Here is a 21,333-nt window from a genome sequence, read left to right as displayed (position 1 = left end):
CAGGAAATGCGGTGAGCATCACATCACCACAATTCAGCAAATTGTGAACATCATCACGTTCATCTTTCCCTGGTTGCCAATGGCCCATTTTCCTGTCAGTAACGAGAAGGTCGCGAATTCAGGCGCTTTTTAGACTGGTCGTAATGAAATTCAGCAGGATCACATTATGACCTTTCGCAATTGTGTCGCCGTCGATCTCGGCGCATCCAGTGGGCGCGTGATGCTGGCGCGTTACGAGCGTGAATGCCGCAGCCTGACGCTGCACGAAATCCATCGTTTTAACAATGGGCTGCATAGCCAGAACGGTTATGTCACCTGGGATGTGGATAGCCTGGAAAGTGCCATTCGCCTTGGATTAAACAAGGTGTGCGAGCAAGGGATTCGTATCGATAGCATTGGGATTGATACCTGGGGCGTGGACTTTGTGCTGCTCGACCTACAGGGTAAGCGTGTGGGTCTGCCCGTTGCTTATCGCGATAGCCGCACCCATGGTCTGATGACGCAGGCACAACAGCAACTCGGCAAACGCGATATTTATCAGCGTAGCGGCATACAATTTCTACCCTTCAATACGCTTTATCAGTTGCGTGCGCTGACGGAGCAACAACCTGAGCTTATTCCACACATTGCTCACGCTCTGCTGATGCCGGATTACTTCAGTTATCGCCTGACCGGCAAGATGAACTGGGAATATACCAACGCCACCACCACGCAACTGGTCAATATCAATAGCGACGACTGGGACGAAACGCTACTGGCGTGGAGCGGGGCCAACAAAGCCTGGTTTGGTCGCCCGACACATCCGGGTAATGTCATTGGTCACTGGATTTGCCCGCAAGGTAATGCAATTCCTGTCGTCGCCGTTGCCAGCCATGATACCGCCAGCGCGGTTATCGCCTCGCCGTTAAACGGTTCCCGCGCTGCGTATCTCTCTTCTGGCACCTGGTCATTGATGGGCTTCGAAAGCCAGACACCATTCACCAATGACACAGCGCTGGCAGCCAACATCACCAATGAAGGCGGGGCGGAAGGTCGCTATCGGGTGCTGAAAAATATTATGGGCTTATGGCTGCTTCAGCGGGTGCTTCAGGAGCGGAAAATCAACGATCTTCCGGCGCTTATCGCCGCGACACAGGCACTGCCGGCTTGCCGCTTCACCATCAATCCCAATGACGATCGCTTTATTAATCCTGACGAGATGTGCAGCGAAATTCAGGCTGCGTGTCGGGAAACGGCGCAACCAATCCCGGAAAGTGATGCTGAACTGGCGCGCTGTATTTTCGACAGTCTGGCGCTGCTGTATGCCGATGTGTTGCATGAGCTGGCGCAACTGCGCGGTGAAGATTTCTCACAACTGCATATTGTCGGCGGTGGCTGCCAGAACACGCTGCTCAATCAGCTATGTGCCGATGCCTGCGGTATTCGGGTGATTGCCGGGCCTGTTGAAGCCTCGACGCTCGGCAATATCGGCATCCAGTTAATGACGCTGGATGAACTCAACAATGTGGATGATTTCCGTCAGGTCGTCAGCACCACCGCGAATCTGACCACCTTTACCCCTAATCCTGACAGTGAAATTGCCCACTATGTGGCGCGGATTCACTCTACACGACAGACAAAGGAGCTTTGCGCATGACCACTCAACTGGAACAGGCCTGGGAGCTTGCGAAACAGCGTTTCGCGGCGGTGGGGATTGATGTCGAGGAGGCGCTGCGCCAACTTGATCGTTTACCCGTTTCAATGCACTGCTGGCAAGGCGATGATGTTTCCGGTTTTGAAAACCCGGAAGGTTCGCTGACCGGTGGGATTCAGGCTACTGGCAATTATCCGGGCAAAGCGCGTAATGCCAGCGAGCTACGTGCCGATCTGGAACAAGCTATGCGGCTGATTCCGGGTCCGAAACGGCTTAATTTACATGCCATCTATCTGGAATCAGATACGCCAGTCGCGCGCGACCAAATCAAACCAGAGCACTTCAAAAACTGGGTTGAATGGGCGAAAACCAATCAGCTCGGTCTGGATTTTAACCCCTCCTGTTTTTCGCATCCGCTAAGCGCCGATGGCTTTACGCTTTCCCATGCCGACGACAGCATTCGCCAGTTCTGGATTGATCACTGCAAAGCCAGCCGCCGTGTTTCAGCCTATTTTGGCGAGCAACTCGGCACACCGTCGGTGATGAACATCTGGATCCCGGATGGCATGAAAGATATCACCGTTGACCGTCTCGCCCCGCGCCAGCGTTTACTGGCAGCACTGGATGAGGTGATCAGCGAGAAGCTGGATCCGGCGCACCATATCGACGCCGTTGAGAGCAAATTGTTTGGTATTGGCGCGGAGAGCTACACGGTTGGCTCCAATGAGTTTTACATGGGGTATGCCACCAGCCGCCAGACGGCGCTGTGCCTGGATGCCGGACATTTCCACCCGACTGAAGTGATTTCCGACAAGATTTCCGCCGCCATGCTGTATGTGCCGCAGTTGCTGCTGCACGTCAGCCGTCCGGTTCGCTGGGACAGCGATCACGTAGTGCTACTGGATGATGAAACTCAGGCGATTGCAAGTGAGATTGTTCGTCACGATCTGTTCGACCGGGTACATATCGGCCTGGATTTCTTTGATGCCTCTATCAACCGCATTGCCGCATGGGTCATTGGTACGCGCAATATGAAAAAAGCCCTGCTACGTGCGTTGCTGGAACCTACCACTGAACTGCGCAAGCTGGAAGCAGCGGGTGATTACACTGCGCGTCTGGCGCTACTGGAAGAACAAAAATCATTGCCATGGCAGGCAGTCTGGGAAATGTATTGCCAACGTCACGATACCCCAGTGGGTAGCGAATGGCTGGAGAGCGTGCGGGCTTATGAGAAAGCGATTTTGAGCCAGCGTGGGTAAACACTGCCGGATGCGGCGCGAGCGCCTTATCCGGCCTACGGGTCGTGCATCCGACAACACCGAATTTACAGGAACACAGAACATGCAAAACATTACCCAGTCCTGGTTTGTCCAGGGAATGATCAAAGCCACCACCGACGCCTGGCTGAAAGGCTGGGACGAGCGCAACGGCGGCAACCTGACGCTGCGCCTGGATGACGCCGATATCGCGCCTTATCACGACAACTTCCATGCACAACCGCGCTATATCCCGCTCAGCCAGCCCATGCCTTTACTGGCAAATACACCGTTTATTGTCACCGGCTCCGGCAAATTCTTCCGCAACGTCCAGCTTGATCCTGCGGCTAACTTAGGCGTCGTAAAAGTCGACAGCGACGGCGCGGGCTACCACATTCTCTGGGGACTAACTCACGAAGCCGTTCCAACCTCTGAACTTCCCGCTCACTTCCTTTCCCACTGCGAGCGCATTAAAGCCACCAACGGTAAAGATCGGGTGATCATGCACTGCCACGCCACCAACCTGATCGCCCTTACCTACGTACTGGAAAACGACACCGCGCTCTTCACTCGCCAGCTTTGGGAAGGCAGCACCGAGTGTCTGGTAGTGTTCCCGGATGGCGTCGGCATTTTGCCGTGGATGGTGCCCGGCACGGACGAAATCGGCCAGGCGACCGCACAGGAAATGCAAAAACATTCGCTGGTGTTGTGGCCCTTCCACGGTGTGTTCGGTTCCGGACCGACACTGGATGAAGCCTTTGGTTTGATTGATACCGCAGAGAAATCAGCGGAGGTGTTAGTCAAAATCTACTCGATGGGCGGTATGAAGCAGACCATTACCCGCGAAGAGCTGATTGCACTCGGTGAGCGTTTTGGCGTTACGCCACTGGCCAGTGCGCTGGCACTTTAATATCCCGACAGATATCCGGCGGTGTGGGAAACGCCGTCGGAAAGATGGATTTGAACTTAAGGAGAGTCATTATGAGTTTTATGTTGGCATTACCGAAAATTAGCCTGCATGGTGCTGGGGCAATTGGCGATATGATAAATCTGGTTGCAAATAAACAGTGGGGAAAAGCACTGATCGTTACCGATGGGCAACTGGTTAAGTTGGGATTACTGGACAGCCTGTTTGCCGCACTGGATCAACACGAAATGTCTTATCACTTATTTGATGAGGTATTTCCTAACCCCACCGAAGAACTGGTGCAAAAAGGCTACGCTGCCTTTCAGGATGCCGCATGTGACTACATTATTGCTTTCGGTGGCGGTAGCCCAATTGATACTGCAAAAGCCGTAAAAATCCTTACCGCTAATCCAGCGCCTTCTACGGCGTACTCTGGTGTGGGTAAAGTGACAAACCCCGGCGTACCGCTGGTGGCAATCAATACGACTGCCGGAACAGCTGCTGAGATGACCAGCAATGCAGTGATCATCGACACCGCGCGGCAGGTAAAAGAGGTCATTATCGACCCGAATATCATTCCAGATATTGCGGTGGATGATGCCAGTGTAATGCTGGAGATCCCGACCTCTGTTACCGCCGCCACGGGTATGGATGCACTGACTCACGCAGTTGAAGCCTATGTTTCTGTTGGTGCACATCCATTAACCGACGCTAACGCACTGGAAGCTATCCGTTTGATTACGTTGTGGCTGCCAAAAGCGGTAGATGATGGTCATAATCTGGAAGCCCGTGAACAAATGGCATTCGCCCAGTACCTGGCAGGTATGGCATTTAACAGTGCGGGTCTGGGCCTTGTTCACGCACTGGCGCATCAGCCTGGCGCTACCCACAACCTGCCGCATGGTGTGTGCAATGCTATCTTGTTGCCAGTTATTGAAAACTTTAACCGTCCAAATGCCATCGCACGCTTTGCCCGCATTGCTCAGGCGATGGGTGTCGATACGCGTGATATGAGTGAAGAAACGGCAAGTATTGAAGCAATTAACGCTATCCGCGCATTAAGCCATCGCGTGGGTATTCCGGCAGGATTCAGCCAACTTGGCATCACCAAAGAAGATATTGAAAGCTGGTTAGATAAAGCCCTGGCTGACCCGTGCGCGCCATGTAACCCGCGTACCGCCAGCCGCGACGAGGTACGCGAGCTGTATCTGGAGGCATTATGATCCGTAAGGCATTTGTAATGCAGGTTAACCCCGACGCTCACGAAGAGTATCAGCGTCGGCATAATCCCATCTGGCCGGAACTGGAAGCAGTGTTGAAATCTCACGGCGCGCATAACTACGCCATCTACCTCGACAAAGCGCGTAACCTGCTGTTTGCCACGGTAGAAATTGAATCTGAAGAACGCTGGAATGCGGTTGCCAGTACTGATGTTTGCCAACGTTGGTGGAAATACATGACCGACGTCATGCCCGCTAACCCGAATAACAGCCCGGTGAGTAGCGAACTGCAAGAAGTGTTTTATCTGCCGTAATTGCCTAATGTGCCGGAGACGCCTTCGGCACAATATTTTTAATTTCGATTTAAAAAATTAAACATATTACATCTCCCGGTAAGTTATATTTCCCTGATACATTGTGAGTAAATCATAAAAAATAATGAATAACCCATTAATGATTCATGTGGTTTATTTAAATAACCATTATGTGCATTACTCCGCAAATTTGACCTTACACTCTGTCTCAAATTGTCATTGTTTACCGACATATCGCCTCTCATCACTTAATCGCTCCACCATTACAATTGATTAAAATATATTTTATGGAGTTCGATTAATGGCTGCTCTTACTGCAAGCTGTATTGACCTGAATATTCAGGGCAATGGCGCTTATTCCGTTCTGAAGCAGTTGGCGACAATGGCGTTACAAAACGGTTTTATCACCGACTCACATCAATTCCTGCAAACCCTGCTGCTGCGCGAAAAAATGCACTCCACGGGATTTGGTTCCGGTGTCGCCGTGCCGCACGGTAAAAGCGCCTGCGTTAAACAACCGTTCGTGTTATTCGCCCGCAAAGCGCAGGCCATTGACTGGCAGGCCAGCGATGGCGAAGACGTCAATTGCTGGATCTGCCTCGGCGTGCCGCAAAGTGGCGAAGAGGATCAGGTCAAAATCATCGGCACACTGTGTCGCAAAATTATCCACCAGGATTTTATCAACCAACTGCGACAGGGCGACGCCGACCAGGTGCTTGCTTTGTTAAATCAAACCCTCAGCTCATAAGGAAGTGGCGATGGAGTCATCCTTACGTATTGTCGCGATCACCAACTGCCCCGCCGGGATCGCTCACACCTACATGGTGGCGGAAGCCCTGGAACAGAAAGCCCGTTCTCTCGGCCATACCATTAAAGTGGAAACTCAAGGGTCAAGCGGCGTTGAAAACCGCTTATCCTGCGAAGAGATTGCCGCTGCCGATTATGTCATTCTCGCTACCGGGCGTGGCCTGAGCGGTGACGATCGCGCGCGGTTTGCCGGGAAAAAGGTGTATGAGATTGCCATCTCTCAGGCACTGAAAAATATCGACCAGATTTTCAGTGAATTGCCGACAAATTCGCAGCTTTTTGCCGCAGATAGCGGCGTGAAGCTCGGCAAACAGGAAGTGCAAAGTGGCAGCGTGATGAGCCACCTGATGGCGGGCGTCTCTGCGGCGCTGCCGTTTGTCATCGGTGGCGGTATTCTGGTGGCGCTTGCCAACATGCTGGTGCAGTTCGGTTTGCCGTATACCGATATGTCGAAAGGTGCGCCGTCGTTTACCTGGGTGGTTGAATCCATCGGTTATCTCGGTTTCACCTTTATGATCCCCATTATGGGCGCTTATATTGCCTCGTCGATTGCCGATAAACCGGCTTTCGCTCCGGCTTTTCTGGTTTGTTATCTGGCAAACGACAAAGCCCTACTCGGCACCCAGTCGGGTGCGGGATTCCTCGGCGCGGTGGTGCTGGGGCTGGCGATTGGCTATTTCGTCTTCTGGTTCCGTAAAGTCCGTCTCGGCAAAGCGTTACAACCGCTGCTCGGTTCCATGCTGATCCCGTTCGTTACTCTGCTGGTTTTTGGCGTACTGACTTACTACGTTATCGGACCGGTGATGTCCGATCTCATGGGCGGGCTGCTGCACTTCCTGAACACCATTCCTCCATCAATGAAGTTTGCGGCGGCGTTTCTGGTCGGTGCGATGCTGGCGTTCGATATGGGCGGCCCCATCAACAAAACCGCCTGGTTCTTCTGCTTCTCACTGCTGGAAAAACACATTTACGACTGGTACGCCATCGTCGGCGTTGTCGCGCTAATGCCGCCTGTCGCGGCGGGTCTTGCGACGTTCATTGCGCCCAAACTGTTTACTCAACAGGAAAAAGAAGCCGCCAGTAGTGCCATTGTGGTCGGTGCCACAGTCGCAACCGAACCGGCTATTCCTTACGCTCTGGCCGCTCCGTTACCGATGATTACCGCCAACACGCTGGCGGGCGGTATTACCGGCGTGCTGGTGATCGCTTTCGGAATCAAACGGCTGGCACCGGGTTTGGGTATCTTTGACCCGCTGATCGGCCTGATGTCGCCGGTAGGTTCGTTTTATCTGGTGCTGGCGATTGGCCTCGCGCTGAACATTTCATTCATTATCGTCCTGAAAGGATTATGGTTACGCCGCAAAGCCAAAGCTGCGCAACAGGAGCTTGTCCATGAACATTGAGTTACTGCAACAGTTGTGCGAAGCCAGCGCCGTCAGCGGCGATGAACAGGAAGTTCGCGACATTCTGATAAACACGCTGGAACCCTGCGTGAATGAAATCACCTTCGATGGTCTGGGCAGCTTTGTTGCCCGTAAGGGGAATAAAGGGCCGAAAGTTGCCGTTGTCGGGCATATGGATGAAGTCGGCTTTATGGTCACCCACATCGACGAGAGCGGTTTTCTGCGCTTCACCACCATTGGCGGCTGGTGGAATCAGTCGATGCTCAACCACCGGGTAACCATACGCACACACAAGGGATTTAAAATCCCTGGTGTAATTGGCTCCGTCGCGCCACATGCGTTAAGCGAAAAGCAAAAGCAACAACCGCTGTCATTTGATGAGATGTTCATTGATATTGGCGCAAACAGTCGCGAAGAAGCGGAAAAACGTGGCGTGGAAATTGGCGATTTTATTAGCCCGGAAGCCAATTTTGCCTGCTGGGGCGAAGATAAAGTGGTCGGCAAGGCGCTGGATAATCGCATCGGCTGCGCAATGATGGCTGAGCTATTGCAGACGGTGAATAACCCCGAAATTACGCTTTATGGCGTTGGCAGTGTGGAAGAAGAAGTTGGGCTACGCGGGGCACAAACCTCGGCTGAACACATTAAACCGGATGTGGTGATCGTGCTGGATACCGCTGTCGCGGGCGATGTTCCAGGCATTGATAACATTAAATATCCGCTGAAACTGGGCAACGGGCCGGGGCTGATGCTGTTTGACAAGCGCTACTTCCCCAACCAGAAACTGGTAGCAGCGTTAAAAAACTGTGCCACGCAGAATGATTTACCGCTGCAATTTTCCACTATGAAAACCGGTGCGACGGATGGCGGGCGCTACAACGTGATGGGCGGCGGGCGTCCGGTTGTCGCGTTGTGCCTGCCAACGCGTTATCTGCACGCTAACAGCGGCATGATTTCAAAAGCCGATTACGATGCTCTGCTCACGTTGATACGGGATTTTCTGACCACCTTAACCGCGGAGAAAGTCAACGCGTTTAGCCAGTTCCGTCAGGTGGATTAATGCTAAACGAACGCCAGTTAAAGATTGTCGATCTGCTGGAGCAACAGCCACGCACGCCTGGCGAGCTGGCGCAACAGACTGGCGTTTCTGGCAGGACCATCCTGCGTGATATTGACTATCTCAACTTTACCCTTAACGGCAAAGCCCGCATTTCCGCCAGTGGCAACGCGGGCTATCAGCTGGAAATCTTCGAGCGCCGCAGCTTTTTTCAGTTGCTGCAAAAGCACGATAACGACGATCGGCTGCTGGCGCTTTTGTTGCTGAATACCTTTACGCCTCGTGCGCAACTCGCCTCGGCGCTTAATTTGCCAGAAACGTGGGTAGCAGAGCGCCTGCCCCGCCTGAAACAGCGCTATGAACGCGGTTTTTGTCTCGCTAGTCGCCCTGGTTTGGGCCATTTCATTGATGAGACAGAAGAGAAACGCATTATTTTGCTGGCGAATCTTTTACGCAAAGATCCGTTTTTAATTCCGCTGTCGGGAGTAACACGAGACAATTTTCAACAATTAACCACCGCCTGCGAAAAGCAACGTCGCTGGCCGCTGATGCAAAGCGACTATCTCTCAAGCCTGATTCTGGCTATTTACGCGTTGCGTAATCAGCTTACTGACACATGGCCTGAATATCCCGGTAGCGAGATAAAACAGATCGTTGAATATAGCGGCCTGTTTCTTGGTGATAACGCTGTAAGAACGTTGACGGGGTTGATAGAAAAACAGTATCAGCAAGCACAGGTAATTTCTGCCGATCATGTGCTGGCATTGCTGCAAAGGGTGCCGGGCATTGCGTCATTGAATATTATTGATACGCAGCTGGTTGATAATATTACCGGGCATTTATTACGTTGCCTTGCCGCGCCGGTGTGGATTGGTGAGCACCGCCAAAGCAGCATGAATAACCTGAAAGCCGCCTGGCCTGCGGCCTTTGATATGAGTCTGCACTTTATTACGCTACTGCGTGAACAGCTCGATATTCCCCTTTTCGACAGCGATCTGATTGGTTTGTATTTTGCCTGTGCGCTGGAACGGCATCAAAACGAACGCCAGCCGATCATTTTGCTCTCTGATCAGAACGCGATTGCCACTATTAATCAGCTCGCCATTGAGCGCGATGTCCTGAATTGTCGGGTGATTATTGCCCGCAGCGTAAGCGAACTTGTTGCCATTCGCGAAGAGATTGAGCCGTTATTGATCATTAATAACAGCCATTATTTACTGGATGACGCGGTCAATAATTGCATCATCGTAAAAAATATCATTACGGCTGCCGGTATCGAACAAATAAAACATTTTCTGGCGACGGCATTTATTCGCCAGCAACCGGAGCGTTTTTTTTCTGCCCCCGGAAGTTTTCATTTTTCGAATGTACGCGGTGAAAGCTGGCTACATATTACCCGGCAAATATGTGCGCAATTAGTGACGCAACACCACATTACCGCCGATGAAGCACAAAGGGTCATCGCCCGCGAAAGCGAAGGCGAAAACCTGATTGTTAATCGTCTCGCCATCCCACATTGCTGGAGCGAACAGGAACGACGTTTTCGTGGATTTTTTATTACCCTTGCCCAACCGGTTGAGGTGAATAACGAAGTAGTTAACCATGTGCTGATCGCCTGTGCCGCCGCCGATGCGCGTCATGAGCTAAAAATATTTAGCTATCTTGCCAGCGTATTGTGCCAGCATCCGGCAGAGGTTATTGCCGGGTTAACAGGATATGAGGCATTTATGGAGTTACTTCACAAGGGGTGAACTGTGTCGGATGCGCCGCATCCGACACTGCATTTATCACCAAAATCAAAAACGTTTAACGCAGGCGATTATAATCATCGACCATTTCGTTGTACTCGCGTAACGCTCGCGGAAATGAGTCGTCGACCATCCAGCTTGTGTTTGCATCCTGAAGTTGCTCTTTATCCCAGTCAGAATACGGAACTTTATCTCTGACGCGGCGAACATATTTTTTAGCCTCGAGTTGATACTGGTCTGCCGAATTAATGAACGAGAAATTCATACCGCCTTTATCCGCTTCTTTGGCCTGCGCCACCAGCGTTTCCAGTTCAGAGACTTTCTTCATTGCCGCATCAACATCAAACTTCTCTTGCGAAATCAGGTTATTAATTTGTTTCGCTGAAATCATGACTGCCAGAGAGTAGTAGTGGAATGTTTTCCCTTCTCTTTGTTCAATATTTTTCAGTTCCGCAAGCTGGCGCTTATCGTTAATTTCCTGAATCGCCGCATGATAAGATTCTGCTACAGGTTCAAAGGCTTCAAGATTTTTTAAGAATGTCTGGTGCAGCGTTTTCCCTTTCGCAAACGCATCGTCTTTATAATTTTCCTGGGTGTAATATTTATCCATTTCGTTAATGGTATTACCCAACGCCACGGCAGCATCAATATAACTCACCGCCACGCCATCAATAGGTTGCAGCGCAGGCGTTAACGCCACAGCACTTTTTACGCTTTTTTCACACTCAGCGAGGTTGGATTCACTAATACCGTAGATACCATAAACAGTACGCTCTTCACCGGTAGGGCCCTGTTTAAAATCTTTCAGCCAGTCAGCATAACGCGCCAGACTGCTCTGTACAGGGATCTGTAACTTGTTGTAGCACTTGATATAGACATCCATTTTTTCGTCGAAAACCGCTTGTTCATCGACCACCGGTTGAGCAGGCGTTTCAGGTTTAACTTCTGCTTTTGCAACGGGAGCTTCAGCAGGTTTCGCTTCAGGAGCTGGTGCGGCAGGTTGACTATTGGCAGGCGGGGGCGTTTCTGTTTCGGATTTTTTATCGTCACAACCCGTGAGACCGAGGGCCATTATGGCGACTATAATAGCGGAAGATAATAAATTCCTTTTCATTTAATTGCCTTATAAATAGATAAATAAGAGAGTGAATATAATAAATGAAAAAAGAAAATGACACTACACGCGTTTTGTTTATAAATAAATCGATAATATTCATAAAATGAATAAGTCCTGTAATTTAATTTCTAAATCACAGGACTTATTTTAATTAATTACTCAAACGCTGCGGATGGGTATAAACCGTTGCCCGACCCGGCTTACAAAAGCCCACCAGCGTCAAATTACAGCGCTCAGCCACTTCTACGGCAAGCGTGGTCGCGGCAGACACCGCAAACAAAATTTCTACGCCGCACATCGCTGACTTTTGCACCATTTCATAACTGGCACGACTGGAAACCAGCACCGCACCTTGCAGCCAGCTTTCCCCTTCTTGTGACCGGCGGCCTAACAGTTTATCCAGCGCCACATGGCGACCCACGTCTTCATGCCCGCCTACCAGTTCGCCAGATGGCAACATCCATGCAGCGGCGTGAGTACAACCAGTCAGTTGCCCCACTGGCTGGAAATCATTGAGATGGCGTAATGCATCATCCAGTTTGTTGAGATCAAATGTCTGAGTGAACGGCAGCGGCTGCACCGGTTTACCGATGTCATTAAGTTGCTCCACGCCGCACACGCCACATCCCGTACGTCCCGCCAGTGCCCGACGACGCTCCTTCAACCCCATAAAGCGGCGGCTGGAAAGCTCAATTTGCACTTCCAGACCATTACAGGAAGGAACGACATCCATACCGAAGATATCGCGCGGACTTTCGATAATCCCCTCGGAAAGCGAAAAACCGAGCGCAAAGTATTCAAGGTCTTTGGGCGACGCCATCATCACCACATGCGAAATGCCGTTGTAGACCAGCGCAACGGGAACCTCTTCCGCCACCTCATCTAACCGTGGGTGTTGTAAATCGTCACGCCGCCATAACTCAATTTGACGAACACCTGTGACATTTGTCACATTTTTGATTTCTTTTTGCTGTGTTTTTTTCACTTTCTATTAACCGGATAAGAACACACACACCAACATTATGGTATTCTGTTACAAACCCTTCCTGGATGGAGGGAAATTGAGCCAATTCTGGACCTTTGCGGCCCCTTCCGCAAAGAAAAATAACTCCCACTCCCTGCACACGCAGCAAGCGAATGTAAATGGGACGTGACAATGTCGAAACAAGGAGCAATCCATGCAGGTCAGCAGAAGGCAGTTCTTTAAGATCTGCGCTGGCGGTATGGCAGGCACCACGGCAGCGGCACTGGGTTTTGCACCCAGCGTAGCACTCGCGGAAACCCGGCAGTATAAACTGCTGCGCACCCGCGAAACCCGTAATACCTGCACCTATTGTTCCGTAGGCTGTGGGCTGTTGATGTACAGCCTCGGTGACGGAGCAAAAAACGCCAAAGCATCTATCTTCCATATCGAAGGTGACCCGGATCACCCGGTCAACCGCGGTGCACTTTGTCCGAAAGGCGCTGGCCTGGTGGATTTCATCCACTCCGAAAGCCGTCTGAAGTTTCCGGAATACCGTGCGCCAGGTTCTGATAAATGGCAGCAAATCAGTTGGGAAGAGGCGTTTGATCGCATTGCCAAACTGATGAAAGAAGACCGCGATGCTAACTACATTGCGCAAAACGCCGAAGGCGTGACTGTTAACCGCTGGCTCTCCACCGGGATGCTGTGTGCTTCCGCGTCGAGTAACGAAACCGGCTATTTAACGCAAAAATTCTCCCGCGCGCTGGGTATGCTCGCGGTCGACAACCAGGCGCGTGTCTGACACGGACCAACGGTAGCAAGTCTTGCTCCAACATTTGGTCGCGGTGCGATGACCAACCACTGGGTCGACATCAAGAACGCCAACCTCGTCGTGGTGATGGGCGGTAACGCCGCTGAAGCTCACCCGGTCGGGTTCCGCTGGGCGATGGAAGCCAAAATTCACAACGGCGCGAAGCTGATTGTGATCGATCCTCGCTTTACGCGTACGGCGGCGGTGGCTGACTACTATGCCCCTATTCGTTCCGGTACTGACATTGCTTTCCTGTCAGGCGTATTGCTGTACCTGCTGAACAATGAAAAATTCAACCGCGAATACACCGAAGCCTATACCAACGCCAGCCTGATCGTGCGTGAGGATTACGGCTTTGAAGATGGCCTGTTCACCGGCTACGACGCGGAAAAACGCAAGTACGATAAATCCTCCTGGACTTACGAACTGGACGAAAACGGCTTCGCCAAACGCGATACCACGCTGCAACATCCGCGCTGCGTGTGGAACTTGCTGAAACAGCACGTTTCCCGTTATACGCCAGATGTGGTTGAAAACATCTGTGGTACGCCGAAAGACGCGTTCCTGAAAGTCTGCGAATACATCGCCGAAACCAGTGCTCACGATAAAACTGCCTCGTTCCTTTACGCGCTCGGCTGGACGCAACACTCCGTTGGTGCGCAAAACATTCGAACGATGGCGATGATCCAACTGCTGCTCGGCAATATGGGGATGGCAGGCGGCGGCGTTAACGCCCTGCGCGGTCACTCCAACATTCAGGGGCTGACGGACCTGGGGCTGCTGTCGCAGAGCCTGCCAGGTTACATGACGCTGCCAAGCGAGAAGCAGACCGATCTGCAAACCTACCTTGCCGCCAACACGCCGAAACCGCTGCTGGAAGGCCAGGTTAACTACTGGGGCAATTACCCGAAATTCTTCGTCTCCATGATGAAGGCCTTCTTTGGTGATAAAGCGACGGCAGAAAACAGCTGGGGCTTTGACTGGTTGCCGAAGTGGGATAAAGGCTACGACGTCCTGCAATACTTCGAGATGATGAAAGAGGGCAAGGTCAATGGCTATATCTGCCAGGGCTTTAACCCTGTTGCCTCATTCCCGAACAAAAACAAAGTGATCGGTTGTCTGTCGAAACTGAAGTTCCTCGTCACTATCGACCCGCTGAACACTGAAACCTCTAACTTCTGGCAGAACCACGGTGAGCTGAACGAAGTGGACTCGTCGAAGATCCAGACCGAAGTGTTCCGTCTGCCATCGACCTGCTTCGCGGAAGAGAACGGTTCAATCGTTAACTCCGGTCGCTGGTTGCAGTGGCACTGGAAAGGTGCGGACGCCCCGGGGATTGCGCTGACTGATGGCGAGATCCTCTCCGGTATCTTCCTGCGCTTGCGCAAGATGTACGCCGAACAGGGTGGCGCGAACCCGGACCAGGTGCTGAACATGACCTGGAACTACGCCATCCCGCATGAGCCGAAGTCGGAAGAAGTGGCGATGGAGAGCAACGGTAAGGCGCTGGCCGATATTACCGATCCGGCAACCGGGGCGGTTATCGTCAAGAAAGGCCAACAACTTAGCTCGTTCGCACAACTGCGCGATGACGGTACCACCTCCTGTGGCTGCTGGATTTTCGCCGGTAGCTGGACGCCAGAGGGCAACCAGATGGCACGCCGTGATAACGCCGATCCGTCTGGCCTCGGTAACACGCTGGGCTGGGCATGGGCATGGCCGCTTAACCGCCGCATTCTGTATAACCGCGCCTCCGCAGATCCGCAGGGTAACCCGTGGGATCCGAAGCGTCAGTTGCTGAAATGGGACGGCACTAAGTGGACCGGCTGGGATATTCCGGACTACAGCGCAGCACCTCCGGGCAGTGGCGTCGGGCCGTTTATCATGCAGCAGGAAGGCATGGGGCGTCTGTTTGCCCTCGATAAGATGGCGGAAGGTCCGTTCCCGGAACACTACGAGCCGTTTGAAACGCCGCTGGGAACTAACCCGCTGCATCCAAACGTTATCTCGAACCCGGCTGCACGTATCTTTAAAGACGACGCCGAAGCATTGGGTAAAGCCGATAAGTTCCCGTATGTCGGAACCACCTATCGTCTGACCGAGCACTTCCACTACTGGACCAAACACGCGCTGTTGAACGCGATTTTGCAACCAGAGCAGTTTGTGGAAATCGGTGAGTCGCTGGCGAATAAACTTGGCATTGCCCAGGGCGATACCGTGAAAGTCTCCTCCAACCGTGGCTATATCAAAGCCAAAGCGGTGGTGACCAAACGTATTCGCACGCTGAAAGCGAATGGCAAAGATATCGATACCATCGGTATTCCGATTCACTGGGGCTATGAAGGTGTTGCGAAAAAAGGCTTTATTGCCAATACGTTAACGCCATTCGTTGGTGATGCGAACACGCAGACGCCGGAGTTTAAATCCTTCCTTGTGAATGTGGAAAAGGTGTAACGGAGACGACATATGGCTTATCAATCTCAAGATATCATTCGTCGTTCCGCGACTAACGGTCTGACCCCCGCGCCTCAGGCGCGGGACTTCCAGGAAGAAGTGGCGAAACTCATCGACGTCACCACCTGTATCGGCTGTAAAGCCTGTCAGGTGGCGTGTTCAGAGTGGAACGACATTCGCGATACCGTCGGCAATAACATTGGGGTGTACGACAACCCCAATGATTTAAGCGCCAAATCGTGGACGGTAATGCGCTTCTCGGAAGTGGAGCAGAACGACAAACTGGAATGGCTGATCCGCAAAGACGGCTGTATGCACTGTTCCGATCCAGGCTGCCTGAAAGCGTGCCCGGCGGAAGGAGCAATTATTCAGTATGCCAACGGTATCGTCGACTTCCAGTCCGAGCAGTGCATCGGCTGCGGTTATTGCATTGCGGGCTGTCCGTTCGACATTCCGCGCCTCAACCCGGAAGACAACCGCGTCTACAAATGTACACTGTGCGTTGACCGCGTGGTGGTTGGGCAAGAACCGGCCTGCGTGAAGACCTGCCCAACGGGCGCGATTCACTTCGGTACGAAAGAGTCGATGAAAACGCTGGCGAGCGAGCGCGTGGCGGAGCTGAAAACCCGTGGTTACGACAATGCGGGTCTGTACGATCCGGCAGGCGTGGGTGGTACACACGTTATGTACGTGCTGCACCATGCTGACAAGCCGAATCTGTATCATGGCTTGCCGGAGAACCCGGAAATCAGCGAAACCGTGAAATTCTGGAAAGGCATCTGGAAACCGCTCGCAGCTGTTGGCTTTGCGGCTACCTTCGCAGCCAGTATCTTCCACTACGTGGGTGTCGGTCCGAACCGTGCGGATGAGGAAGAGAATAATCTGCACGAAGAGAAAGACGAGGAGCGCAAATGAAACGACGTGACACCATCGTGCGCTACACCGCGCCGGAACGTATCAACCACTGGATCACCGCCTTCTGCTTCATCCTGGCGGCGGTGAGCGGGCTGGGCTTTTTGTTCCCGTCCTTCAACTGGTTGATGCAAATCATGGGCACACCGCAGCTGGCGCGAATTCTGCACCCGTTTGTCGGCGTGGTTATGTTTGCCTCGTTCATCATCATGTTTTTCCGTTACTGGCATCACAACCTAATCAATCGGGATGATATCTTTTGGGCGAAGAATATTCGTAAGATCGTCGTCAACGAGGAAGTAGGTGACACCGGGCGTTATAACTTCGGTCAGAAATGCGTTTTCTGGGCGGCGATTATTTTCCTGGTCCTGCTGCTGGTGAGCGGTGTGATTATCTGGCGTCCTTATTTTGCGCCTGCTTTCTCAATCCCGGTGATCCGATTCGCGTTAATGCTGCATTCATTTGCCGCAGTGGCGTTAATTGTGGTTATCATGGTGCATATCTACGCCGCCCTTTGGGTGAAAGGCACGATTACCGCCATGGTGGAAGGATGGGTTACCAGCGCATGGGCGAAGAAACATCACCCACGCTGGTACCGTGAGGTCCGCAAGACAACGGAAAAGAAAGCTGAATGAGTATTCGCATAATCCCGCAAGATGAGCTGGGTTCGAGCGAGAAACGTACGGCGGATATGATTCCGCCGTTATTGTTCCCTCGGCTCAAAAATTTATACAACCGCCGCGCTGAACGTCTGCGCGAGCTGGCAGAAAATAATCCGCTGGGTGATTACCTGCGTTTTGCTGCGCTTATCGCCCACGCCCAGGAAGTGGTGCTGTACGACCATCCGCTGGAGATGGATCTGACCGCGCGCATTAAAGAAGCCAGCGCACAAGGCAAGCCACCGCTGGATATTCACGTTTTGCCGCGTGATAAGCACTGGCAAAAGCTGCTGATGGCAATGATTGCTGAGCTGAAACCTGAAATGAGCGGCCCGGCGCTGGCAGTGATTGAGAATCTGGAGAAGGCATCAAGCCAGGAGCTGGAAGATATGGCCAGCGCACTGTTTGCCTCTGATTTCTCGTCCGTCAGCAGCGATAAAGCGCCGTTTATCTGGGCTGCACTGTCGCTCTACTGGGCGCAGATGGCCAATCTGATCCCTGGCAAAGCCCGCGCTGAATACGGCGAACAACGTCAATATTGCCCGGTTTGTGGTTCTATGCCGGTGTCCAGCATGGTGCAAATTGGCACTACTCAGGGTCTGCGTTACCTGCACTGCAACCTGTGTGAAACTGAATGGCACGTAGTGCGCGTAAAATGCAGCAACTGTGAACAGAGCGGCAAACTGCATTACTGGTCGCTGGATGACGAACAGGCCGCGATTAAAGCCGAAAGCTGCGATGACTGTGGCACTTACCTTAAGATTCTTTATCAGGAAAAAGAACCGAAAGTTGAAGCCGTGGCAGATGACCTCGCCTCTCTGGTACTGGATGCGCGAATGGAGCAAGAAGGCTACGCCCGCAGTTCCATTAACCCGTTCCTGTTTCCGGGGGAAGGGGAGTAATCTCTGACGTTTTCCGGGTGGCGCTGGTCGCCCGGATTACAGCTCATAGGGTGTGACGATACCTGCTATTCCCGCAAAATCTCTCGTATTTTGCGAGGCGTTTTCCAGATATGATGTAACAGTTGCAGTTATTATAAGTTCAAGTAAAACAGCCTTGTATTAATACCAGAATAAGGGCATCTGTTTTTTATATTCAAGAATGAAAAAATTTTTGTCATTCCTTATGCTCCTGACACTCATCATCAACACCAACTACCTCCTCCCTTTGCCTCCCGCCTTTTGCCTTACGCACCGGGAATTGCTGACGTTCCAGATATTGCTCTACCGCTTCGCGTAAAATTGCAGATCGTGAAACCTTACGCCAGCCCCTAAGCTTGTTCAGCCGTTTAATTGCCTCTTCTGATAAATGAAGAAAAACCGTATTCATCGTCATTGCCACCACCTAACATATATTACTCATTAATGTATGTGCGAAAATTACGCCGAAAAATCATTTAAAAAAAGCGGATTTTTGCATGCTGTTTTGTTTTTGCGAGACGTTTTCCAGAAATAATAAGAACGTTGCAGTTATTTCATTTGTTAATCAAAAATGGTTTGGTTATCGCCCAGGATGAGATATGGGTGCTATAAATATATTATATTCAGGGATATTTATTTTTTGATTGGGTCTTCATTTGCATAATCTGAATGGTGTACCCGAAAAACGTCAGCATCCTAACAGCACCAGGATTTAAGGTGAAATTTAACATCCATCACAGACCGGTCAATGCTGCCGCCAACCGGTCTTTACTTGCTCGTCGTTATAATTTTGTGAGTAACAGTTCGGGAAACAAGGAATTCCTTCCGGAACACCCCGGTATCATCCGATAGCATTGACGTCAATCATCAGCGCGACGGTGAGTTTTTTTAATCGAATCATAGGATGGTAACGTTAAGCACGATTACGGGTCATAGTAAAACTCCTGAGCAGGCGGCACTATGCCGCTTTCACAGGAGTTCTGAATGCTGGTGCTTTCTGTATGGCATAACCATGCCCCTCGCGGCTAAGTGCCTGCACACATCTCTCTTTGTATGTCATTTTTGCAATGCATTGGCCGAATTCTGGTAATTCAAATGAGTTTTACTCTTCAGACTCCCATCCCTACGGTATACGAGTTAGATTCATGAATGAAATCGACATTTTTAAAAAACGAATCTTGTAAAACATCCGTGTTGATATTACCTTGCAAACCAACATTGAATTTGTTAGAGACATGAAGAATTCGAATATCAAACAGGTCTTTTAACATCATTAATTCTTCAGCTGTTAATGACTCGCAACTAAAATATCCCTGTTGATCAAAAAGGTTTTCAATTTCTCCACCATAGGCGAGGCGTTTTTCAATGAGTGTTTGCAACATCGAGTTGCCAAGGACAATGGATATCGTGCGATCTTTCGCAGATTTACACCCCATCACAACGGCAACATTCGTATCCCCCTCAGGGGTTTCATTTAACGCTGTTGCTAAAATGGTGGTCAAACACGCAAACGGTACTGTATTTCTTTCGTGGTTTAACTTATCTACCAATTCATTCCATTTATCAAAAACCGGCCGATATTTTGTTTGTACAGAATTACCCATGTGGTTAAATAATCCAGCCATACGATTTTTTATCATCTCGATATCCGGAGAGTCAGAAATACTTTTCGCATAATACGGGCCTGATGATGTTGCATACATTAAAGCAGCGCCCACACCTGTCACCATGATAGGTGCAACCACGGTTTTGGCAAAGGCGACGCTGCGATGGCTATGCGCTTCACAGTCTAAAGGAATATATTCCACTGGCTGCGGTAAATCCTGGCATGCCTCCCTCATCATTGCGGTATGTTTTACAAACAACGGTTTTTCACTGCCAAAAAAAACTTTCTGCTTAATTGCACTAAGAAAACGCAAATCAAAAATGATTGTTTTTTGTTTATTATTTTTTGGCACATTTCCTATTATCCCGCTAAGAACCTTCCTTGCTGCATGGGGATTTTTTTGCACAGCACATAACACAATTGACGAAGCCTTCTCTACTTCGTTATTGATTTTAATTTTAAAATCTGCCCGATATACGTTGACGGGCAATGTAAGTATGTCTGGACTTACATCTTTGGCTGAGTATTTATTGGTGATCGACGGTCGTGAATCCACGAGAAAACTTAGCTGCAAATTATGCTCTATATTATCAGCTGTTTTTGTGGTGTGGTTAAACATAGAGATGCCACCTCTCATTCTTTCACACATATCCTCAACTTTTTCACTTCGTTCTTGTGGCAATTTGGCTTTAACGTTAATTTGATGATTTTTACCGGTGCATTCCTTTACTACAAGAGGAACGTTATCTAAAGTGCCATATAGGCTAATAACGTCATCAGGGTTTTTATCATGTAAGTAAGTTTGATTAATACTCGAGGCATTCACAAAGAGGTCAATATTATAACTGTTTATAACTTCACCTACATCAAATGTGTAGTGCTTACTCTGGAGGCTGCCATCCTTATTTAATTGTATATCAATCAATATATCCCCTGACTTTGTCACCATATCTTTGCCATAAACCATTTGCATAGCCATTTCGAGGAGGTTTTTATCTAACTGATTGCGGGCGTTGAGTAAGCGACTACCAAATAATTTATATACTGTTCCCGTCATTGCCAGCGCTGCGCTTTCTGGTACTTTGCGTTTCCACAGTGAGGTTTCTCTATTTTTGAACAGGTCATATTCATTATTACTCGACAACCCGAGTTTCAGTTCGTTAACACAATCGCACAGTTGCTCCTCACCTTCCATTTTAAGGCAAAGTGAAAAATGATTTAATAGCGTTTGCTTCGGTAATTCATTACTCGTTAGTTGTTTTTCTAAATTAACAATAGAATAACCTTCTTGTTTAATGAGATTAATATTGGCAACCATTACAGCCTCCTTCCCACGGTTTAAGAGCAAACATGCAACATAATTATTTATAACATCCAGAGCAGTAAATGAATGATACTGACAATGATGCCAGTCCATTATCTTTGCATAATGTTTGTTAGCTATAGATTTTAAAAATATTTATGAGAAAAGTATGGCACCAGAGGGGGTTTTGGCTATCAAAAATCGCTCAAACCTGAAGTAAGATGATGAATTAAGCATTATCG

General features: G+C 50.4%; 17 protein-coding genes and 1 pseudogene. 13 read left to right on the top strand and 5 right to left on the bottom strand.

Features of this window, described 5'->3' with window-relative positions; all coding sequences use genetic code 11:
- Window positions 1-166 precede the first annotated feature (166 nt).
- The 9 genes from rhaB (at window position 167) to QUF14_RS23730 (ending at window position 10,348) form a co-directional block, all read left to right on the top strand.
- Window positions 167-1,636, top strand: a complete 1,470-nt coding sequence (rhaB, locus tag QUF14_RS23770) for a rhamnulokinase (RefSeq protein ID WP_000144038.1) — start codon at window positions 167-169, stop codon at window positions 1,634-1,636.
- Window positions 1,633-2,892 carry an L-rhamnose isomerase gene (rhaA, locus tag QUF14_RS23765; protein ID WP_001330206.1) on the top strand — a complete coding sequence of 420 codons (1,260 nt, stop codon included), beginning with the start codon at window positions 1,633-1,635 and terminating at the stop codon, window positions 2,890-2,892. Before rhaB ends, rhaA begins: the two co-directional genes overlap by 4 nt.
- A gap of 82 nt (window positions 2,893-2,974) precedes the next feature.
- Window positions 2,975-3,799, top strand: a complete 825-nt coding sequence (gene rhaD, locus QUF14_RS23760; protein ID WP_001179730.1) for a rhamnulose-1-phosphate aldolase — start codon at window positions 2,975-2,977, stop codon at window positions 3,797-3,799.
- Between the two features lie 71 nt (window positions 3,800-3,870).
- Entirely contained in the window at window positions 3,871-5,019 is a 1,149-nt protein-coding gene (fucO, locus tag QUF14_RS23755) for a lactaldehyde reductase (protein WP_000009265.1), read from the top strand.
- Window positions 5,016-5,330, top strand: coding sequence for an L-rhamnose mutarotase (gene rhaM, locus QUF14_RS23750; protein WP_000619505.1), 315 nt, complete (start codon window positions 5,016-5,018; stop codon window positions 5,328-5,330). Before fucO ends, rhaM begins: the two co-directional genes overlap by 4 nt.
- A gap of 301 nt (window positions 5,331-5,631) precedes the next feature.
- Complete coding sequence (locus tag QUF14_RS23745) at window positions 5,632-6,078, top strand: PTS fructose transporter subunit IIA (RefSeq protein ID WP_000729609.1); 447 nt, start codon at window positions 5,632-5,634, stop codon at window positions 6,076-6,078.
- Between the two features lie 10 nt (window positions 6,079-6,088).
- Entirely contained in the window at window positions 6,089-7,540 is a 1,452-nt protein-coding gene (locus QUF14_RS23740; protein WP_000446003.1) for a PTS fructose-like transporter subunit IIBC, read from the top strand.
- Window positions 7,530-8,600: an aminopeptidase gene (locus QUF14_RS23735; RefSeq protein ID WP_001019459.1), complete on the top strand. Its 1,071-nt coding sequence runs from the start codon at window positions 7,530-7,532 to the stop codon at window positions 8,598-8,600. The genes QUF14_RS23740 and QUF14_RS23735 overlap by 11 nt, the downstream gene beginning before the upstream one ends.
- Window positions 8,600-10,348 (top strand): putative frv operon regulatory protein, encoded by a 1,749-nt coding sequence (locus QUF14_RS23730; RefSeq protein WP_000931329.1) that lies wholly within the window; start codon window positions 8,600-8,602, stop codon window positions 10,346-10,348. Before QUF14_RS23735 ends, QUF14_RS23730 begins: the two co-directional genes overlap by 1 nt.
- A gap of 55 nt (window positions 10,349-10,403) precedes the next feature.
- Here QUF14_RS23730 and QUF14_RS23725 read toward each other — a convergent pair whose 3' ends face one another.
- Both QUF14_RS23725 and fdhD read right to left on the bottom strand, forming a co-directional pair.
- The gene (locus tag QUF14_RS23725) at window positions 10,404-11,459 is read right to left on the bottom strand and encodes a YiiG family protein (RefSeq protein ID WP_024211941.1); all 1,056 of its coding nucleotides are present in this window, start codon (window positions 11,457-11,459) and stop codon (window positions 10,404-10,406) included.
- Between the two features lie 154 nt (window positions 11,460-11,613).
- On the bottom strand, window positions 11,614-12,447 hold the full coding sequence (fdhD, locus tag QUF14_RS23720; RefSeq protein WP_000753611.1) for a formate dehydrogenase accessory sulfurtransferase FdhD: 834 nt from the start codon (window positions 12,445-12,447) through the stop codon (window positions 11,614-11,616).
- A 193-nt stretch (window positions 12,448-12,640) separates the two neighbouring features.
- Between fdhD and fdnG the strand changes: the two genes are divergently transcribed.
- Genes fdnG through fdhE form a run of 4 tightly spaced genes read left to right on the top strand, consistent with a single transcriptional unit; the run spans window position 12,641 to window position 18,164 of the window.
- Window positions 12,641-15,691, top strand: coding sequence for a formate dehydrogenase-N subunit alpha (gene fdnG, locus QUF14_RS23715; protein WP_015953878.1), 3,051 nt, complete (start codon window positions 12,641-12,643; stop codon window positions 15,689-15,691).
- Between the two features lie 12 nt (window positions 15,692-15,703).
- Complete coding sequence (gene fdoH / locus QUF14_RS23710; RefSeq protein ID WP_000331377.1) at window positions 15,704-16,606, top strand: formate dehydrogenase O subunit beta; 903 nt, start codon at window positions 15,704-15,706, stop codon at window positions 16,604-16,606.
- Complete coding sequence (fdoI, locus tag QUF14_RS23705) at window positions 16,603-17,238, top strand: formate dehydrogenase cytochrome b556 subunit (protein ID WP_000829013.1); 636 nt, start codon at window positions 16,603-16,605, stop codon at window positions 17,236-17,238. Before fdoH ends, fdoI begins: the two co-directional genes overlap by 4 nt.
- The gene (gene fdhE, locus QUF14_RS23700; RefSeq protein ID WP_000027715.1) at window positions 17,235-18,164 is read left to right on the top strand and encodes a formate dehydrogenase accessory protein FdhE; all 930 of its coding nucleotides are present in this window, start codon (window positions 17,235-17,237) and stop codon (window positions 18,162-18,164) included. Before fdoI ends, fdhE begins: the two co-directional genes overlap by 4 nt.
- Before the next feature lie 214 nt (window positions 18,165-18,378).
- Here fdhE and QUF14_RS23695 read toward each other — a convergent pair whose 3' ends face one another.
- The 3 genes and pseudogenes from QUF14_RS23695 to QUF14_RS23685 all read right to left on the bottom strand — a co-directional run.
- Complete coding sequence (locus QUF14_RS23695; RefSeq protein WP_000178567.1) at window positions 18,379-18,597, bottom strand: ribbon-helix-helix domain-containing protein; 219 nt, start codon at window positions 18,595-18,597, stop codon at window positions 18,379-18,381.
- Window positions 18,598-19,291: 694 nt separating this feature from the next.
- The gene (locus QUF14_RS23690) at window positions 19,292-20,206 is read right to left on the bottom strand and encodes a transposase (protein WP_237710175.1); all 915 of its coding nucleotides are present in this window, start codon (window positions 20,204-20,206) and stop codon (window positions 19,292-19,294) included.
- 12 nt (window positions 20,207-20,218) lie between these two features.
- Window positions 20,219-21,106, bottom strand: a pseudogene (locus QUF14_RS23685) (hypothetical protein); the annotation flags it as partial.
- Window positions 21,107-21,333: the final 227 nt, after the last annotated feature.

Source organism: Escherichia sp. HH091_1A (genome assembly GCF_030295175.1).
GTDB classification, from domain to species: domain Bacteria; phylum Pseudomonadota; class Gammaproteobacteria; order Enterobacterales; family Enterobacteriaceae; genus Escherichia; species Escherichia coli_F.
The sequence above is the reverse complement of the archived record's forward strand: the minus strand, read 5'-3'. Positions and strand labels throughout refer to the sequence as shown.

Excerpts from the sequence above, each read along its gene's own strand:
- rhaB (WP_000144038.1), top strand. The coding sequence starts at position 167 with ATGACCTTTCGCAATTGTGTCGCCGTCGATCTCGGCGCATCCAGTGGG.
- rhaA (WP_001330206.1), top strand. The coding sequence starts at position 1,633 with ATGACCACTCAACTGGAACAGGCCTGGGAGCTTGCGAAACAGCGTTTC.
- rhaD (WP_001179730.1), top strand. The coding sequence starts at position 2,975 with ATGCAAAACATTACCCAGTCCTGGTTTGTCCAGGGAATGATCAAAGCC.
- fucO (WP_000009265.1), top strand. The coding sequence starts at position 3,871 with ATGAGTTTTATGTTGGCATTACCGAAAATTAGCCTGCATGGTGCTGGG.
- rhaM (WP_000619505.1), top strand. The coding sequence starts at position 5,016 with ATGATCCGTAAGGCATTTGTAATGCAGGTTAACCCCGACGCTCACGAA.
- QUF14_RS23745 (WP_000729609.1), top strand. The coding sequence starts at position 5,632 with ATGGCTGCTCTTACTGCAAGCTGTATTGACCTGAATATTCAGGGCAAT.
- QUF14_RS23740 (WP_000446003.1), top strand. The coding sequence starts at position 6,089 with ATGGAGTCATCCTTACGTATTGTCGCGATCACCAACTGCCCCGCCGGG.
- QUF14_RS23735 (WP_001019459.1), top strand. The coding sequence starts at position 7,530 with ATGAACATTGAGTTACTGCAACAGTTGTGCGAAGCCAGCGCCGTCAGC.
- QUF14_RS23730 (WP_000931329.1), top strand. The coding sequence starts at position 8,600 with ATGCTAAACGAACGCCAGTTAAAGATTGTCGATCTGCTGGAGCAACAG.
- QUF14_RS23725 (WP_024211941.1), bottom strand. The coding sequence starts at position 11,459 with ATGAAAAGGAATTTATTATCTTCCGCTATTATAGTCGCCATAATGGCC.
- fdoH (WP_000331377.1), top strand. The coding sequence starts at position 15,704 with ATGGCTTATCAATCTCAAGATATCATTCGTCGTTCCGCGACTAACGGT.
- fdoI (WP_000829013.1), top strand. The coding sequence starts at position 16,603 with ATGAAACGACGTGACACCATCGTGCGCTACACCGCGCCGGAACGTATC.
- fdhE (WP_000027715.1), top strand. The coding sequence starts at position 17,235 with ATGAGTATTCGCATAATCCCGCAAGATGAGCTGGGTTCGAGCGAGAAA.
- QUF14_RS23695 (WP_000178567.1), bottom strand. The coding sequence starts at position 18,597 with ATGACGATGAATACGGTTTTTCTTCATTTATCAGAAGAGGCAATTAAA.